Annotated in this window: 16 protein-coding genes; 15 read left to right on the top strand and 1 reads right to left on the bottom strand. The window is 70.0% G+C overall.

Translation table 11 applies throughout. The features are described 5' to 3' along the window. Positions 1 to 232 precede the first annotated feature (232 nt). The 8 genes from alaS (at position 233) to VFF46_RS12750 (ending at position 10,475) form a co-directional block, all read left to right on the top strand. Positions 233 to 2,902, top strand: a complete 2,670-nt coding sequence (gene alaS, locus VFF46_RS12785) for an alanine--tRNA ligase (protein ID WP_325037311.1) — start codon at positions 233 to 235, stop codon at positions 2,900 to 2,902. Between the two features lie 19 nt (positions 2,903 to 2,921). Beyond that, complete coding sequence (ruvX, locus tag VFF46_RS12780; protein ID WP_325037310.1) at positions 2,922 to 3,380, top strand: Holliday junction resolvase RuvX; 459 nt, start codon at positions 2,922 to 2,924, stop codon at positions 3,378 to 3,380. Positions 3,381 to 3,391: 11 nt separating this feature from the next. Then, entirely contained in the window at positions 3,392 to 4,582 is a 1,191-nt protein-coding gene (gene mltG / locus VFF46_RS12775) for an endolytic transglycosylase MltG (protein ID WP_325037309.1), read from the top strand. Then, positions 4,582 to 5,406 carry a shikimate dehydrogenase gene (locus tag VFF46_RS12770; RefSeq protein ID WP_325037308.1) on the top strand — a complete coding sequence of 275 codons (825 nt, stop codon included), beginning with the start codon at positions 4,582 to 4,584 and terminating at the stop codon, positions 5,404 to 5,406. The genes mltG and VFF46_RS12770 overlap by 1 nt, the downstream gene beginning before the upstream one ends. After that, the gene (locus tag VFF46_RS12765; protein WP_325037307.1) at positions 5,393 to 6,985 is read left to right on the top strand and encodes an FAD-dependent oxidoreductase; all 1,593 of its coding nucleotides are present in this window, start codon (positions 5,393 to 5,395) and stop codon (positions 6,983 to 6,985) included. Before VFF46_RS12770 ends, VFF46_RS12765 begins: the two co-directional genes overlap by 14 nt. Before the next feature lie 14 nt (positions 6,986 to 6,999). Then, a complete protein-coding gene (locus tag VFF46_RS12760; protein ID WP_325037306.1) occupies positions 7,000 to 8,040 on the top strand; it encodes a DUF2330 domain-containing protein in 1,041 nt (346 codons plus the stop codon). An 11-nt stretch (positions 8,041 to 8,051) separates the two neighbouring features. Further along, positions 8,052 to 8,759, top strand: coding sequence for an A24 family peptidase (locus VFF46_RS12755; RefSeq protein ID WP_325037305.1), 708 nt, complete (start codon positions 8,052 to 8,054; stop codon positions 8,757 to 8,759). Between the two features lie 153 nt (positions 8,760 to 8,912). Then, the gene (locus tag VFF46_RS12750; protein WP_325037304.1) at positions 8,913 to 10,475 is read left to right on the top strand and encodes an FAD-dependent oxidoreductase; all 1,563 of its coding nucleotides are present in this window, start codon (positions 8,913 to 8,915) and stop codon (positions 10,473 to 10,475) included. Here the strand turns inward: VFF46_RS12750 and VFF46_RS12745 are convergent. Beyond that, positions 10,460 to 11,575 (bottom strand): ADP-ribosylglycohydrolase family protein, encoded by a 1,116-nt coding sequence (locus VFF46_RS12745; RefSeq protein WP_325037303.1) that lies wholly within the window; start codon positions 11,573 to 11,575, stop codon positions 10,460 to 10,462. The genes VFF46_RS12750 and VFF46_RS12745 overlap by 16 nt on opposite strands. Positions 11,576 to 11,698: 123 nt before the next feature. Here VFF46_RS12745 and VFF46_RS12740 point away from each other — a divergent pair, with 123 nt between their 5' ends. The 7 genes from VFF46_RS12740 to aroQ all read left to right on the top strand — a co-directional run bounded on the left by VFF46_RS12740 (position 11,699) and on the right by aroQ (position 16,035). Continuing rightward, entirely contained in the window at positions 11,699 to 11,899 is a 201-nt protein-coding gene (locus VFF46_RS12740; RefSeq protein ID WP_325037302.1) for a hypothetical protein, read from the top strand. Between the two features lie 36 nt (positions 11,900 to 11,935). Beyond that, a complete protein-coding gene (locus tag VFF46_RS12735) occupies positions 11,936 to 12,208 on the top strand; it encodes a type II toxin-antitoxin system Phd/YefM family antitoxin (RefSeq protein ID WP_325037301.1) in 273 nt (90 codons plus the stop codon). Next, positions 12,205 to 12,612 (top strand): type II toxin-antitoxin system VapC family toxin, encoded by a 408-nt coding sequence (locus tag VFF46_RS12730; RefSeq protein WP_325037300.1) that lies wholly within the window; start codon positions 12,205 to 12,207, stop codon positions 12,610 to 12,612. Before VFF46_RS12735 ends, VFF46_RS12730 begins: the two co-directional genes overlap by 4 nt. Positions 12,613 to 12,656: 44 nt before the next feature. Beyond that, positions 12,657 to 13,856, top strand: coding sequence for a chorismate synthase (gene aroC, locus VFF46_RS12725; RefSeq protein ID WP_325037299.1), 1,200 nt, complete (start codon positions 12,657 to 12,659; stop codon positions 13,854 to 13,856). Continuing rightward, complete coding sequence (locus VFF46_RS12720) at positions 13,853 to 14,353, top strand: shikimate kinase (protein ID WP_325037298.1); 501 nt, start codon at positions 13,853 to 13,855, stop codon at positions 14,351 to 14,353. The genes aroC and VFF46_RS12720 overlap by 4 nt, the downstream gene beginning before the upstream one ends. Further along, positions 14,350 to 15,450, top strand: a complete 1,101-nt coding sequence (gene aroB, locus VFF46_RS12715; protein ID WP_325037297.1) for a 3-dehydroquinate synthase — start codon at positions 14,350 to 14,352, stop codon at positions 15,448 to 15,450. The genes VFF46_RS12720 and aroB overlap by 4 nt, the downstream gene beginning before the upstream one ends. A gap of 147 nt (positions 15,451 to 15,597) precedes the next feature. Further along, positions 15,598 to 16,035, top strand: coding sequence for a type II 3-dehydroquinate dehydratase (aroQ, locus tag VFF46_RS12710; protein WP_325037296.1), 438 nt, complete (start codon positions 15,598 to 15,600; stop codon positions 16,033 to 16,035). Positions 16,036 to 16,172: the final 137 nt, after the last annotated feature.

Below are 16,172 nucleotides of genomic sequence, written 5' to 3'. Positions count from 1 at the left end.
CGGCATACCTGCTCGGGAGAGCGCGGGAGGGTGCCGGGAGCGCGCGGCGGCGCAAAGGTGGTGGGACTCGCGTCACGCGGTCGGTTAGGGTTGTCGGCGTGATGGACACGAAAAGCGCGGTGGTGGCGAGCGTGGCGGGCCGAGCCCGCTGGGGGTCGGTCGCGCCCTGCTGAGGCGCACGCCGGCCCCGCCCCGACCCCACCAGCCCACGATCCACCCTCGAGGACATCACATGGAAACCGCTGAGATCCGCCGCCGCTGGCTCTCCTACTTCGAGAGCAACGGCCACACCGTCGTCCCGAGTGCTCCCCTCGTGCACGAGGACCCCAACCTGCTGTTCGTCAACGCCGGCATGGTCCCGTTCAAGCCGTACTTCCTCGGCCAGGAGACCCCGCCGTTCACGCGCGCCACGAGCGTGCAGAAGTGCGTGCGCACCCAGGACATCGAGGAGGTCGGCAAGACCTCCCGCCACGGCACGTTCTTCCAGATGAACGGCAACTTCTCCTTCGGTGACTACTTCAAGGAGAAGGCCATCGAGTACGCCTGGGATCTGGTCACCAAGCCCCAGAACGAGGGCGGCTACGGCTTCGACGAGTCCGTGCTGTACGCCTCGGTGTACTACGAGGACGACGAGGCGATCGACCTCTGGAAGCGGGTCGCGGGGCTGCCCGACGACCGGATCGTCCGGCTCGGCATGAAGGACAACTTCTGGTCGATGGGCATCCCGGGTCCGTGCGGCCCGTGTTCGGAGATCCTGATCGACCGCGGCCCGGAGTTCGGCGCGGACCGGGACTGGGAGGCGGGCGACCGCTACCTGGAGTTCTGGAACCTGGTCTTCATGCAGAACGTCCGCGGTGAGGGCGGCGGCAAGGAGGGCTACCCGATCCTCGGCGAGCTGCCGAAGAAGAACATCGACACCGGTCTCGGCCTGGAGCGGGTCGCGTACCTGCTGCAGGGCGTCGACAACATGTACGAGATCGACGAGATCTACCCGGTGATCGAGAAGGCTTCCGAGCTGAGCGGCCGCAAGTACGGCGCCGAGCAGGTCGACGACGTCCGGTTCCGGGTGATCGCGGACCACGTGCGCAGCGCGCTGATGCTGATCGGCGACGGTGTCACGCCGGGCAACGAGCAGGGCGGGTACGTGCTGCGCCGGCTGCTGCGGCGGGCGATCCGTTCGATGCGCCTGCTCGGGTACGAGGACCCCAGCCTGGTGGAGCTGCTCCCGGTGAGCCTGGAGCAGATGAAGAAGTCGTACCCCGAGCTGGTCACCGACTTCGGCCGGATCAGCCAGATCGCGTACGCCGAGGAGGAGGCGTTCCGCCGGACGCTGACCGCCGGTACGACGATCTTCGACGTCGCGGTCAAGGAGACCAAGGCCGGCGGCGCGCACCAGCTGGAGGGCTCGAAGGCGTTCCAGCTGCACGACACGTACGGCTTCCCGATCGACCTGACCGTCGAGATGGCCGCCGAGCAGGGCCTGCAGGTGGACACCGAGGGCTTCAAGAGCCTGATGAAGGAGCAGCGTGAGCGGGCCAAGGCCGACGCGCGCGCCAAGAAGGCGGGCCACGCGGACACCTCGGGCTACCGGGAGCTCCGCGAGAAGGGCGTCACCGAGTTCACCGGGTACCAGGAGCTGTCGACGGACTCGCAGGTCCGCGGCCTGCTCCGCGACGGCCAGGTGGCCCAGTTCGCCGAGCAGGGCGAAACAGTCGAGGTGGTGCTGGAGAAGACCCCGTTCTACGCCGAGTCCGGCGGCCAGATCGCGGACGAGGGGCTGATCCTCGGCGACGGCCTGAGGCTGAACGTGCTGGACGTGCAGCGGCCGGTCAAGGGCCTGATCGTGCACCGCGTCGAGATCCTCGAGGGCGTCCTGCGTCCCGGCACCGACGTCCACGCCGAGGTCGACCACGACTGGCGGATCTCGGCCTGCCAGGCGCACTCCGGTACGCACGTCGTGCACGCGGCGCTCCGCCAGGTGCTCGGCCCGAACGCGCTGCAGAGCGGTTCGTACAACAAGCCCGGCTACCTGCGGCTCGACTTCGCCTGGTCGTCGGCGCTCGACCCGGCCACCCGGTCGGAGATCGAGGAGGTCGCGAACCTCGCGGTCCGCAAGGACCTGCCGGTGTCCGCGCAGTACATGACGTTGCCGGAGGCCCGCGACTGGGGCGCGCTGGCACTGTTCGGTGAGACGTACGACGAGCAGGTGCGGGTGGTCGAGATCGGCGGCCCGTGGTCCCGCGAGCTCTGCGGTGGTACGCACGTGAAGCACTCGTCGCAGGTCGGCGCGCTGACCGTCACCGGCGAGTCCTCGGTCGGCGCCGGGGTGCGCCGGATCGAGGCGTTCGTCGGCATGGAGGCCCTGCACTACCTGGGCAAGGAGCGAGCGCTGGTCCGGCTGCTCAGCGAGAACCTGAAGACCCGCCCGGAGGAGCTGCCGGCCAAGGTCGCGGACCTGTCGGAGCGGCTGCGGGCCGCCGAGAAGGAGCTCGAGCGGGTGCGTGCCGCGCAGGTGCTGGCGGCCGCCGGCGAGCTGGCGAGCAACCCGAAGGACGTCTTCGGCGTGCAGTACGTCGGCCACCGGGCGCCGGACGGCGTGAACGGCGGGGACCTGCGCAAGCTGGCCCTGGACGTCCGCGGCCGGATGGCGAACGACAAGCCGGTCGTGGTCGCGATGCTGAGTGTGAACGACGGGAAGCCCGGTGTGGTGGTCGCGCTCAACGACACCGCCCGCGAGTGGCGGCTGAAGGCCGGCGACCTGGTCCGGATCGCGGCCGAGAAGCTCGGCGGCCGGGGCGGCGGCAAGGACGACGTCGCGCAGGGTGGCGGCACGGACGCGGCCGGTGCCGACGACGCACTGAGCGCCGTCGAGCACGCCATCGGTCACCAGGTCACGGGCTAACCCCCATGAGGTACCGCTGATGAGACGCGGAGTGCGGATCGCGCTGGACATCGGGGACGCCCGGATCGGCGTCGCGAGCAGCGATCCGCACGGGATCCTGGCGACGCCTGTGGAGACCGTACGGCGCGGACCGGGCGATCTGGGTAGGATCGCGGAACTCGCCGCCGAACTGGAGGCGTTCGAGATCGTGGTCGGGCTGCCGCGTTCCCTGTCCGGGGGCGAGGGGCCGGCCGCGGTGAAGATCCGGGAGACGGCGGAGCAGGTGCGGGACAAGGTGCGCGAGACGAACGCGGGGACGACGGTGCGGCTGGTGGACGAGCGGTTCACCACCGTCACCGCCGAACGGATGTTGCGGGAACGGGGAAAGAAGGGCAGCAAGAGACGGGCCGTGGTCGACCAGGCCGCGGCGGTCGTCATTCTCCAGCACGCGCTCGACATCGAGCGCGAGACCGGCAACCCACCCGGGAGGCCCCTGTGAACGGACCATCGGTGGACGAAGATCTCAACGAGGGCGAGGAGCAGACCGGGGATCTCGGCAGCGGCCTCGGCCTGCGGGCGGAGAGCCGCGTCGAGCGCCGTGCGAACCGGCGCCGGGCCCGTGGCCGGCGCGCGTTCGGCTGCTTCGCCGGTCTGGTGTCGCTGCTGGTCGTCGGTGCGATCGTGGCCGGTGCGGTGGTCGGCTTCGGCAAGGGCAAGGACGCGCTGGCGAACCTCTTCTCCGCGCCGGACTACCAGGGCCAGGGGAGCGGCACCGTGGTCGTCGAGATCACCAACGGCCAGAGCGTCTCGTCGATCGCGGACACCCTGGAGAAGAAGGAGGTCGTGAAGAGCGCCCGCGCCTTCGAGCGGGTGGCCCGCGACGACCCGCGCTCGCTGCAACTGCAGGCCGCGACGTACACGCTGCACAAGCACATGTCCGCGAAGGCCGCGCTCGACCTGATGCTGAACACGCAGCTCTCGGTGCTCGTGACCCGGATCAGCATCCCGGCCGGGAAGACCAAGGCCGAGGTCGCGATGATTCTGCAGGGCTCGAAGATGAAGCTGCCCGCCGGTGCGGCCGCGACCGCGCTCGGCAAGCCGGCGATGCTCGGCCTGCCGGCGTACGCGCACGCCAACGCCGAGGGCTTCCTGTTCCCGGGGACGTACGACATCCCGAAGAATGCCACGGCGTACACGATGCTCAAGCTGATGACCGCGAACTACGCGAAGACAGCCGCCTCGCTGAACCTGGAGAAGTCCGCGAGCCGCAAGGGCCTCGACCCGTACCAGGCGGTGATCGTGGCCAGCATCATCGGCGCCGAGACGAACCGCCAGCAGGACTACGCGAAGGTCGCGCGGGTGATCTACAACCGGCTGGCCCGCGGGATGAAGCTGCAGATGGACTCGACGATCCACTACGTGGTCGGCAAGAACGGCGGCGTGTACACCACGCCCGCGCAGCGCCAGACCAAGTCGCCGTACAACACCTATCTGTACAAGGGCCTGCCGCCGTCGCCGATCAACTCGCCGACCCGGGACGAGCTGAGCGCGGCGATCAACCCGGCGCAGGGCTCGTGGCTGTACTTCACGCTGGTCAACCTCGACACCGGTGAGACCGCCTTCGCGAGCACCGCCGCCGAGCACCAGGCGAACGTGAAGAAGCTCCAGACCTGGTGCCAGGCCCACAAGGGCCGGTGCTGATGACCCGGTGCGCCGTGCTCGGTTCGCCGATCGCGCACTCGTTGTCGCCGGCGATGCACCGGGCCGCGTACGCCGCGCTCGGCCTGGACTGGACGTACGACGCGTTCGAGGTCGCGGAGGACGAACTGCCGGGCTTCGTGGCGTCGCTCGGTCCGGACGTGCGTGGGCTGTCACTCACGATGCCGTTGAAGCGGGTCGCGATCGACATCGCGGACACCGTCGACCCGGTCGCGGAGCTGATCGGCGCGGCGAACACGATGCTGTTCGAGCCGGACGGATCCCGGTCCGTCCACAACACCGACGTACCGGGGCTGGTGAACGCGTTCGCCGAGCAGGGCATTACCGCGGCCGAGTCCGCCGTCGTCCTGGGCGGGGGAGCGACCGCGGCCTCGACGCTGGCGGCGTTGCGCGGGATGCAGGTCAGCGAGGTCACGGTCGTGGTGCGGGACGTCGCCAAGGCCGAGCGGCTGCGGGACCTGGCAGCGGAGTTGGGACTCCGTACGTCGGTCGCGGACTTCTCGCAGGTGGAGCAGATCGGCGGCTTCGACCTGTGCGTGTCGACGCTGCCGGGCGGCGCGGTGGACCCGTGGGCGGAGCACTTCGCGTCGGTCGCGCCGGTGGTTTTCGACGTCGCGTACCACCCCTGGCCGACCAAGCTCGCGATCGCGGCGCACCGGATCGGTACAGAGCTGTTGAACGGACTTGACCTGCTCGTGCATCAGGCGACCCTCCAGGTGGAGATGATGACGGGTAGGTCGCCGGCTCCTCTGGCGGCCATGAGAGCTGCTGCCCGTGAGGAGCTGGGGGATCGTGAGCCTGCTTGACCGTCGTACCGTTCTGATGGCCGGCGCCGCCGTCACACTGGCCGGCTGCGGCAATGCGAAGAAAGACGCGGGCGGTACGCCGAGCCCGTCGCAGACGCCCAGCGCCACGGCCACGCCCACTGTGTCGCGGACGGCGTCGTCGAGCACCGTCCCGTCGAGCACTGTCCCGTCGAGCACGACGCCGGCCAGTACGAGTGTCCCGGCCACGGCACCGAGCAGCACGCCGATCTCGTCGGACCCGGCCGTCACCGCCGCGCCGAACTGGAACTCCTTCGCCCGCTCCCTCAAGGGCCGCCTGTACCTCCCGGCCTCGTCCGGGTACGCGGCGGCGCACCAGCTGTTCAACCCGCGCTGGGACAGCGTCCGCCCGGCCGCCGTCGTGAAGGCCGCGACCACGGCCGACGTACAGAAGGCGATCCTGTTCGCCCGCGCCAACAAGCTCGTCCTGGTGCCGAAGAGCGGCGGCCACTCGTACGTCGGCGCCTCCACGATCGCGAACGGCATGCAGGTCGACGTCGGCGGCCTGAAGAGCATGAGTTACGCGAACGGCGTGCTGACCGTCGGCGCCGGCGCGCGGCTGTACGACGTGCACGCGTTCCTCGACCGGTACGGGCGTTCGCTGCCGACCGGGACCTGCCCGACCGTCGGTGTCGCCGGGCTGACCCTCGGCGGCGGGATGGGGATCCACACCCGGACGTACGGGCTGACCTGCGACCGGGTCCTGTCGATGGGCGTGTTCACCGCGGACGGCAGGTCGCACAACGTCAGCGCCGCGTCCGACCCGGACCTGTTCTGGGCGCTGCGGGGGAGCGGCGGCGGCAACCTCGGCGTGGTCACGTCGTTCCGGTTCGAGACGATCCCCGCGACCAAGCTCGGGTTCTTCCGGCTGACCTGGCCGGAGTCGCAGGCGGCGGCGGTGGTCCGCGGCTGGCAGAAGTTCGCGCAGACCGCGCCGGCCACGTCCTGGGGCAACCTGCACATCGATGCCAAGAGCAACGGGACGCTGTCGATCCACGTGCTCGGTGTGTCCACCACCGGCAACGCGAACGCGGCGGCCGCGCAGCTCGAGTCGTTCGTCGGTGCGAAGGCGTCGGCGCGGACGATCTCGGTCAAGTCGCATCTGGAGGCGGTCAAGTACCTCGGCGGCGGGACGACGAGTCCGCGGCAGGGCTTCCTGGCCGGTTCCGACGTACTCAAGGGCCCGATGAACGCGGCGACGATCACCGCGTTGCTCGGTGCGGTGAAGGCGGCGGCGCGGGCCGGGACGCCGGCGTCCGCGATCCTCGACCCGCTCGGCGGGCAGGCCGCCAAGCAACCGGCCGGTGGGTCCTCGTGGCCGTGGCGGAGCGCGCTCGGCACGGTGCAGTGGTACTCGTCGTCGCAGAACAGCGCCGCGAAGACATTCATCGCGAACGGTCACCGCGCGGTCCGCCCGTACTCGGCGGGCGCCTACGTGAACTACCTCGAGGCCGGGCGCCCGGTCAGCGCGTACTACGGCGCCAACGCCGCGAAGCTGCAGGCCACGAAGAAGAAGTACGACCCGACCAACTTCTTCCACACGCCCTACACCCTTGCCTAGCTAGTGTTTCGCCCGTGAAGCTTTGGCGGGTGGTTGCGGGGGTGCTTGCGGTCGGGTTCGTCGCGGCTGGAGTGACGCCCGCGTGGGCGTGTGCCTGTGGCGGCTACCTGCCGGACGCGCAGTCGCAGGCACGGGCGTACGGCGAGACCGCGCTGGTCCAGCACACCGGCGGCACCGAGCAGATCACGCTGTCGATGGCGGTCCGTGGCGCGTCGAAGAAGGCCGCGTGGATCATGCCGGTGCCGTCCGCGGCGAAGGTCGAGCTGGGCGACAGCGACCTGTTCTGGCGGCTCGACCGGATGACGCAGCCGAAGCGGGTGGTGAAGAAGACCTACTGGCCGTTTCGCGACCTCGGCATCGTGGGCGGCTCCCGCGGCCGGACCGCGGCCGCCGCGCCCGGCTCCGGCGTGAACGTCCAGCAGCAGATGGTCCTCGGCCCGTTCGCGGTGACCCGGCTCACCGGATCGAGCGGCACCGCGGTCACGGACTGGCTGGGCAGGAACGGGTACGTCGTCCCCGCCACCCTGGCCGCGAACCTGACGCCGTACCTGACCGGGAAGTGGGAGATCGTCGCGGTCAAGCTGGCGCCGAAGAAGGACGGCGAGAGCCTGTACGGCGCGACGCCGCCGCTCCGGCTGACGTTCGCGTCGGAGCGGATCGTCTACCCGATGCGGCTGAGCAAGGGCGCGACCACGGCGCAGACCGTGACCGTGTACGTCGTGGCGGACCACCGCGTCGACGCGAGCAAGACGCCGTACGACGGGGTGAAGCCGCAGCTGCTGTTCGCGGGGCGGGTCGACGATCAGGCGTTGCCGAAGCCGGCGGACTACCTGACCGCGTACACGGCGTCGTACGGGGACCCGAGCAAGATCACCGACGACTTCACGTTCGCACCGGCCGCGAACGACGACCCGTATCAGCGGGTCGTGTACGTCACCGAGAACGACGGCCTGCTCAGCACGCTCCTGATACTCGTCGTCGGCGTACTGCTGCTGGCCGGTGGCGCGGTGGTTCTCGCGCGGGTACTGGTGAAACGCTCGGCAGCCGGACGCTAGGCTGCTCGATCGTGCCGGCCGAGAACGCGTTGCTCGCTGCCGGGATCGGTGCTGTCGTCTGCGGTCCAACGGCGTACGTACTCGGTCCCTGGCTGATGCGGCGCATCCCGGAGCCGGTACTGGACGAGGGCGAGACCAAGACGTCGTACGCGTCGCTGGCGGGCAGGAGAGCGGCGTACTGGTGCGGAGGCCTGGCTGCGGGCGCGGGTGCGTTGCTGGGCTGGCTGCTCGGCCTGGACGCGGTACTACCCGCGTGGCTGGTGCTGGCTGTTGCTGGTGCGGTGCTCGGGTACATCGACGCGCGTACGCGGTACCTGCCGTCGGTCATCATCTGGCCGACGTACCTGGTGGTCGCTGTGGGGCTGCTGGGCGCGGCACTGGCCACGGGGGAGTGGGGCTCGTTGCGGCGGGCGGCGATCGCGGGAGTGATCGGGTTCGGGGTGTTCTACGTGCTGTGGTTCGCGTTCCCGCGGGGCGTCGGGTTCGGCGACGTACGGCTGTCGGGGCTGCTCGGGCTGGCGCTCGGGTGGCTAGGCTGGGGACAGTTCGTGTCCGGGCTGTACGGCGGGTTCTTCCTCGGCGCGGTCGTCGGGATCGCCTTGATCGTCGGGCGGGTGATGACCCGCAAGCAGATGGTCCCGTTCGGGCCGTTCATGCTGGTCGGAGCGCTCGGCGGCGTCCTGCTCGGGATGCCGTTGGAGCGGTTGTACGCCGGATAGTGGAGTCCCGCACTCCACCAGATGGTTGATGTGCGGACGCGGTCGCCTTTCCTAGGGTCGAGGTACTTCAGCGATCTCGACGCCCCACAGCGTCTTGTCGTACTTGGTGAACTCTCGGGAGGGGTTTCTATGCCAGTCAGTCGTCGTGGCCTGTTGGCCGGAACGGCAGTCGCAGGTGCAGCGCTCGCGATCCCCGGTACGGCGTCCGCCGCGCCGGTGGCCGCCAGCATCGGTAGCAGGATCGGCCCGGACGACGCGCGGTACCAGGACCTCGTCACCCGCGGGCAGAACCGGCGCTTCGTCGGCTCACCCGACTACCTCCGGGTGATCCAGTCGCCGCAGGACGCCGTCGCGGCGGTGCAGGACGCGGTCCGCGGGGGCAAGCGGATCGCGGTGCGCGGCGGCGGGCACTGCTTCGAGGACTTCGTGGACAGCAGCGACATCGAGGTCGTGCTGGACATGTCGGCGAACACGAAGATCAGCTGGGACCCGCAGTACCGGGCGTTCTCGATCGGCTCCGGGGCGATCCTCGAGAACGTCTACAAGGAGCTGTTCTTCGGCTGGGGTGTGACCGTGCCGGGCGGCGGCTGCCTGGGTGTCGGCGTCGGCGGTCACTTCGCCGGCGGCGGGTACGGCCCGCTGTCGCGCAAGTACGGCTCGGTCGTCGATCACTTGTACGGCGTGGAGATCGTGGTCGTGGACGCCCGCGGCCGGGCGCGTTCGGTGGTCGCGACCCGGGACAACGAGCACCGCGACCTGTGGTGGGCGCACACCGGTGGCGGCGGCGGGAACTTCGGCGTCGTGGTCCGTTACCTGATGCGCAGCAACGGCTCGACCGGCCGGACCCCGGAGGAATCGTTGCCCAAGGCACCGGGTGCGCTGCTGTCCAGCATCATGCTGTACGACTGGAGCAAGACCACGCAGCAGGACTTCCGTCGCACCGTGCGGAACTGGTTCGACTTCTTCGAGCAGCACAACACCCCGGACTCGCCGTACGCCACGCTCTACGCGCCGTTCATCCTCACGCACCGGAGCGCGACGCAGTTCCTGCTCTCCACCCAGATCGACGCCGGCGTGCCGGACGCGCAGAAACTGCTCGCGGACTTCAACGACGCGATGACGGCCGGCGTGCAGGCGCAGCCGCAGAAGCTGCCCGTCGACTCCGGGCCGTTCCTGCACCTCACGATGGGCCGCTCGATCGGCGAGACCCCGACCCCGGGCCGCGGGAAGTACAAGGCCGGGTACCTCAGGAAGGGCTACACCGACGCGCAGATCGACGCGATGTACCGCGGGCTCACCGACGACGCGTACAAGGGCCTGGCGTCGTCGATCCTGCTCGTCCCGTACGGCGGCAAGGTGAACACCGTGCCGTCGAACGCCACCGCCGCCGCGCAGCGGGACGTGATGGGCAAGATGGTGCTGGCCGCCGCCTGGGAGGACCCGAAGCAGGACGACCTGCACCTCGGCTGGGCGCGCAAGGTGTACGCCGACATCTACCGCGACACGGGCGGCGCGCCGGTGCCGAACGCGGTCAGCGCCGGGTCGTACATCAACTACCCGGACGCCGACCTGGCGGATCCGGCGTACAACAAGTCCGGCGTACCGTGGCACGACCTCTACTACCTCGGCAACTACCCGCGGCTGCAGCAGGTCAAGGCGAAGTGGGACCCGCGGAACGTGTTCCACCACAAGCTCTCGATTCAGCCCCCTGGATAACGGCTGGTCCAGGCGGTGAACGGCCCGTAGTCGCCGTGCAGCCGATCGCGCTGGGTGAACTCCAGCGCGAAGTCGTCGGCGAGCTGCAGGATCGTCGAACGGCCCTCGACGGTGAAGACGAGCTCCGCGGGGAGAGCCGTCTCGCCGTGCAGGGCGCCGAGGATGTTTCCGCAGATCGCGCCGGTGGAGTCGCTGTCGCCGGAGTGCGTGACGGCCAGCGCCAGCGCGTCCAGGAACTGCTCCGGCTCCGGGTATGCGAGGGCGGCGTACACGGCGATCGCGAGCGCCTCCTCCGCGACCCAGCCGCCGCCGAGGCGCTCCACGGTGACCGGTCCGGCCGGCGCGGTGGCGGCCAGGTGCCGGGCGAGTTTCAGCGCCGCGCTGGTCTCCTCGTGGCCCTCGTGCTGTGTCAGCAGGCTGGTGCCGCGGGTGATCGCGTCATCGAGGGCGGCGCCGTCGCAGAGCGCGCGGACGATCGCGGCCAGCGTGCCGGAGGCGAGCTTGCCGGTCGGGTGACCGTGTGTGTACCCCGCGGCCTCCGCGGCCTTGTCGAATACCCACTCGATCGGGAACACGGCCGGCAGCAGCCCGAACGGCGCGACCCGCATCACGCCGCCGCACCCCTTGGAGTTGTTCACCGCCTGGCCGCCGTACTGCGGGATGTGCGGGCCGCCCTTGCGCGCCTCGGTCAGCGCGGTCAGGCAGGTGTTACCCGGTGCGCGGCGCGCGTACAGCCACTGCTCACCCTGCAGCCAGCCGGTACGCCCGGCAGTCGGCCCCGGTAGCGTCTGGGTGTCCAGCCATCGGTCGTACGAGCCGTGTACGACGCCCACCGTGAAGCCGAGCCCGCGGTCGGTCCGCACGCTCGCCCGGATCAGCCCCTCGACCGTGAACAGCGTCATCTGCGTGTCGTCGGTGACCGTCCCCGGCGGCCAGCCCGCACCACCGTCCACGAAACTCCGCACCCCGTCCGGGTACTGCGCGACGATCGACCGCCCGTCCTGAAACTCCACCGGCCCACCGAGCGCGTCCCCGATCGCCCCACCCAGCAGACACCCCCGCACCCGTGCCCGCCACGTCTCCTCACCCTGCCGCGTCATGGCAGGACCCTACCGATGGTGGTGCCAGCGCTACCTCCAAGACGGGATCTGGGGCCAGTTCGCGCGGCGCCTTCTGCTTCTACGGTCGTTGTTATAAGCAACCGATCGTCCGAGGAGCACACGATGACCCCCGCATTCCGTCGTACCGCCGGGCGCCTGGCCGTGGCGGCACTCGCCACGACAGCTCTCACCGGCGCCGCGATCGCCGGCGGTCAGGCAGCCAGCGCCACCACCTCCTGCAAGGCATCGCCGATCGTCAAGACCTTCAATGCCGTCCTCGCCGTCCGCACCGGCTCGACCGAAGACACCAGCACCTGCCACTGATTTGGCAATTCTGTCTAGTCTGTCTAGACTGTTCTCATGACCATGACAGATCCTCCGGATGAGTGGCAACTGCAGGAAGCCAAGCAGCGGTTCAGTGAACTCATCCGTGCGGTGCAGACCGACGGCCCGCAGTTCGTGACGAAGCACGGGCGGCAGGTCGCGGTCGTGCTGGACATCGTGGACTACCGACGGATGGTGGGGGTGGAAGTGGTGGAGGACTTCAAGAGCTTTCTGATGTCTGCGCCGGACATGAGCATGCTCGAGATCGAGCGTCCGATCGATCCGGAGCGGCCGGTGGACTTCGAGTGAGCTATCTGCTGGACACCAATATCGTGTCGGAATTCCGAAAGAAGGCCCCTGACGCAGGCACCGTCAAGTGGTTCACATCGATTCGGTCGAGCCAGATGTATGTGAGTGCCCTGGTCGTCGGTGAGCTGACGAAAGGGATCGAGCGGCTGGCGGGCCGGGATCCGCAGCAGGCCGCGGCGCTCGACGACTGGTGCCGGCGACTTGTTCATGGCTTCTCCGACCGCATCGTCCCGGTGACCCAGGAGGTCGCCGAAGCCTGGGGCCGGTTCAGCGCTCGGACTCCGCTGCCGGTGGTCGATGGGCTGATGGCCGCGACCGCACTGGTCCACGACTGGACGTTCGTTACCCGCAACACCGCTCATGTCGAATGTACCGGTGTTCGGCTGCTCAATCCCTTTGGCTGAGACCGGTGTCCATCCCTCTGCACGCCGCGTGAAAGAATCCGGGCATGCTGCGCTGGCTCACCGCCGGCGAGTCGCACGGACAAGCGCTCGTCGCCGTACTCGAAGGTCTTCCCGCAGGCGTTGAGGTCACCACGGACAACGTGGCCGACGCCCTGGCTCGTCGTCGGCTCGGCTACGGCCGAGGCGCCCGGATGAAGTTCGAGCGGGACGAGGTGACGTTCCTCGGCGGGTTCCGGCACGGGCTCACGCTCGGCAGCCCGGTCGCGATCCAGGTCGGCAACACCGAGTGGCCCAAGTGGGAGCAGGTGATGAGTGCCGACCCGGTGGACAGCGAGACGCTGGCCGGCCTCGCGCGGAACGCCCCGCTGACCCGCCCGCGGCCCGGGCACGCCGACCTGGCCGGCATGCAGAAGTACGGGTTCGACGAGGCCCGCCCGGTGCTCGAGCGCGCCAGCGCCCGGGAGACCGCGGCCCGGGTCGCGCTCGGCGAGGTCGCGGCCCGGTTCCTCCGGCAGGCGTACGGCGTGACGATCGTCAGCCACGTGGTCGAGCTCGGCACGGTCAAGGCGCCGTACGGCGTGATCCCGGCGTACGGCGATGTCGCCCGCCTGGACGCGGACCCGGTGCGCTGCCTGGACCCGGACGCGAGCAAGCAGATGGTGGCCGAGATCGACGCCGCGCAGAAGGCCGGCGACACGCTCGGCGGCGTCGTCGAGGTGGTCGTCGACGGTCTGCCGCCGGGCCTCGGCAGCTACGTGCACTGGGACCGCCGACTGGACTCCAAGCTGGCCGGTGCGCTGATGGGCATCCAGGCGATCAAGGGCGTCGAGCTCGGCGACGGCTTCGAGCTGGCCCGGACGCCGGGTTCCAAGGCGCACGACGAGATCGTCCCCGAGGACGGTGAGGTACGCCGTACCAGCGGCCGCTCGGGTGGCACCGAGGGCGGCATGAGCACCGGTGAGACGCTGCGGGTGCGGGCCGCGATGAAGCCGATCGCGACCGTGCCGCGGGCGCTCCGCACGATCGACACCGCGACCGGCGAGGCCGCGTCCGCGCACCACCAGCGCTCGGACGTCTGCGCCGTACCGGCCGCCGGGATCGTCGCCGAGGCGATGGTCGCGCTGGTGCTGGCCGAGGTGTCGCTGGAGAAGTTCGGCGGCGACTCGGTGGGGGAGACCGCGCGCAACCACCGGTCCTACCTGGCGAACCTGCCGCGGACGATCACCCCGCGGGAGTGGGAGTGAGCCCGGTCGTCGTCCTGGTCGGCCCGCCCGGCTCCGGGAAGTCGACGATCGCCGCGCTGCTGTCCGAACGGCTCGGCGTGCCGCACCGGGACACCGACGCCGACATCGAGGCAACCGCCGGGAAGCCGATCTCGGACATCTTCGTCGACGAGGGCGAACCGCACTTCCGCACCCTCGAACGCGCCGCGATCGTCGCCGCCCTGCAAACCACCGGCGAGGTGCTGTCGCTGGGCGGCGGCGCCATCCTCGACCCCGCCACCCGCACCGACCTGGCCGGCCACACAGTCGTCTTCCTGGACGTCAGCCTCGGCGAGGCGACGAAACGGGTAGGCCTCAGCGTCGCCCGCCCCCTCCTTCTCGGCAACGTCCGCACCCAGCTCCGCAACCTGATGGAAGCCCGCCGCCCCCTGTACACCGAGGTGGCCAAACTCACCGTCCTCACCGACAGCAAGACCCCCGCCCAGATCGCCGACGAAATCCAGGAGCACCTCGCATGACCGATGCGCCGACGCGGATCCGCGTCGCGGCGGCGGCGCCGTACGACGTTGTCATCGGCAACAATCTGCTGGGGGAGTTGCCGGGGTTGCTGGGCGAAGGGGTGCAGCGGGTTGCCGTCATTCATCCGCGGGCGTTGCGGGAGACCGGGGACGCGATCCGGGATGATCTGACGGCCTCGGGGTTCACCGCGCATGCGATCGAGATTCCGGATGCCGAGGAGGCGAAGAGCGCGGAGGTGCTCGCGTACTGCTGGGCAGTGCTCGGGCAGGCCGGGTTCACCCGGTCGGACGCGATCGTCAGCGTCGGCGGCGGGACCACCACCGACCTGGCCGGGTTCGTCGCGGCGACCTGGCTGCGTGGTGTGAAGGTCGTGCACATCCCCACGACCCTGCTCGGCATGGTCGACGCGGCCGTCGGCGGCAAGACCGGCATCAACACCGCCGAGGGCAAGAACCTGGTCGGCGCGTTCTGGGAGCCGGCCGGCGTGCTGTGCGACCTGGCCGCCCTCGACACGCTGCCGAAGAACGACTACGTCAGCGGCCTCGCCGAGGTGGTGAAGTGCGGCTTCATCGCCGACCCGGTGATCCTCGACCTGGTCGAGAAGGACCCGGCCGCGGTCACCAGCCCGTCGTACGACGCGACCGCGGAGCTGATCGCCCGCTCGATCCAGGTGAAGGCCGACACCGTCGGCGCCGACCTGCGCGAGCGGACCACGACCGCGGGCGGCCGGATCGGCCGTGAGGCGCTGAACTACGGCCACACCCTCGGCCACGCGATCGAACGCGTCGAGCGGTACAAGTGGCGGCACGGCGCCGCGATCAGCATCGGCATGGTGTTCGTCGCCGAACTGGCCCGCGCCGCCGGCCGCCTGGACGACGCGACCGCCGACCGCCACCGCGCCGTGCTCGAATCCCTCGGCCTCCCGGTCAGCTACCGCGCGGACGCCTGGCCGCACCTCCAGGACGCGATGAAGCTCGACAAGAAAACCCGCGCCGACCGCCTCCGCTTCGTGATCCTCGACGCCCTCGCCAAACCCACCATCCTGGAAGCCCCCGACCCAAGCCTCCTGATCGCCGCCTACAGCGAAATCAGCTAGCCCGCCGAAATCGCCGCGAGCCTCGGACGACCCTGGGTGATTCCGTGGCGTAGTGTGTCAGGCCGGGTCATCGTCACCCGCAGGGGCGGCGCGGGCGTTCCTGGAGTTGAGCGGTCGAGCGGGTGTTCGACCGGCTAGGGTGACTGCGTGAGTAAGCGAGTGCTGGTACTGAACGGGCCGAACCTCGGGCGGTTGGGGTCGCGGGAGCCGGAGAAGTACGGGACGACGACGTTCGCCGAGCTGACCGGGGTCTGCGAGAAGACCGGCGCGGAGCTCGGCCTCGAGGTCGACGTCCGGCAGACCGACGACGAGGCGGAGCTGGTCGGCTGGCTGCACGAGGCCGCCGACGACCGGACTCCGGTCGTGCTGAACCCGGCCGCCTTCACCCACTACTCGTACGCGCTCCGGGACGCGATCGCGCAGCGCACCGCGCCGCTGATCGAGATCCACCTGACGAACCCGGCCACCCGGGAGGAGTTCCGGCACACCAGCGTCGTCGCCGGGGTGGCGACCGGGACCATCGCCGGCTTCGGCCTCGACTCCTACCGGCTGGCGCTGCGGGCACTGACCACGCTGGATTCGTAACCAACGTGCCTCATCGGGCATCAGGGTGAGTGTGGGCATCACTCGGCGCGCGGTGAGGGGACAAGGGATGACGATTCCGGTCTGGGTGCAGGCGCTCGACCCGTTGTCGCAGTTCGGTCTGGTGCACGCGCTGGAGC

Source organism: Kribbella sp. (assembly GCF_035655035.1).
Classification (GTDB): Bacteria; Actinomycetota; Actinomycetes; order Propionibacteriales; family Kribbellaceae; genus Kribbella.
This window is presented reverse-complemented; position numbering and strand designations above follow the sequence as displayed.

Excerpts from the sequence above, each read along its gene's own strand:
- aroC (WP_325037299.1), top strand. The coding sequence starts at position 12,657 with ATGCTGCGCTGGCTCACCGCCGGCGAGTCGCACGGACAAGCGCTCGTC.
- VFF46_RS12740 (WP_325037302.1), top strand. The coding sequence starts at position 11,699 with ATGACCCCCGCATTCCGTCGTACCGCCGGGCGCCTGGCCGTGGCGGCA.
- ruvX (WP_325037310.1), top strand. The coding sequence starts at position 2,922 with ATGAGACGCGGAGTGCGGATCGCGCTGGACATCGGGGACGCCCGGATC.
- VFF46_RS12735 (WP_325037301.1), top strand. The coding sequence starts at position 11,936 with ATGACCATGACAGATCCTCCGGATGAGTGGCAACTGCAGGAAGCCAAG.
- VFF46_RS12770 (WP_325037308.1), top strand. The coding sequence starts at position 4,582 with ATGACCCGGTGCGCCGTGCTCGGTTCGCCGATCGCGCACTCGTTGTCG.
- VFF46_RS12745 (WP_325037303.1), bottom strand. The coding sequence starts at position 11,575 with ATGACGCGGCAGGGTGAGGAGACGTGGCGGGCACGGGTGCGGGGGTGT.
- aroB (WP_325037297.1), top strand. The coding sequence starts at position 14,350 with ATGACCGATGCGCCGACGCGGATCCGCGTCGCGGCGGCGGCGCCGTAC.
- alaS (WP_325037311.1), top strand. The coding sequence starts at position 233 with ATGGAAACCGCTGAGATCCGCCGCCGCTGGCTCTCCTACTTCGAGAGC.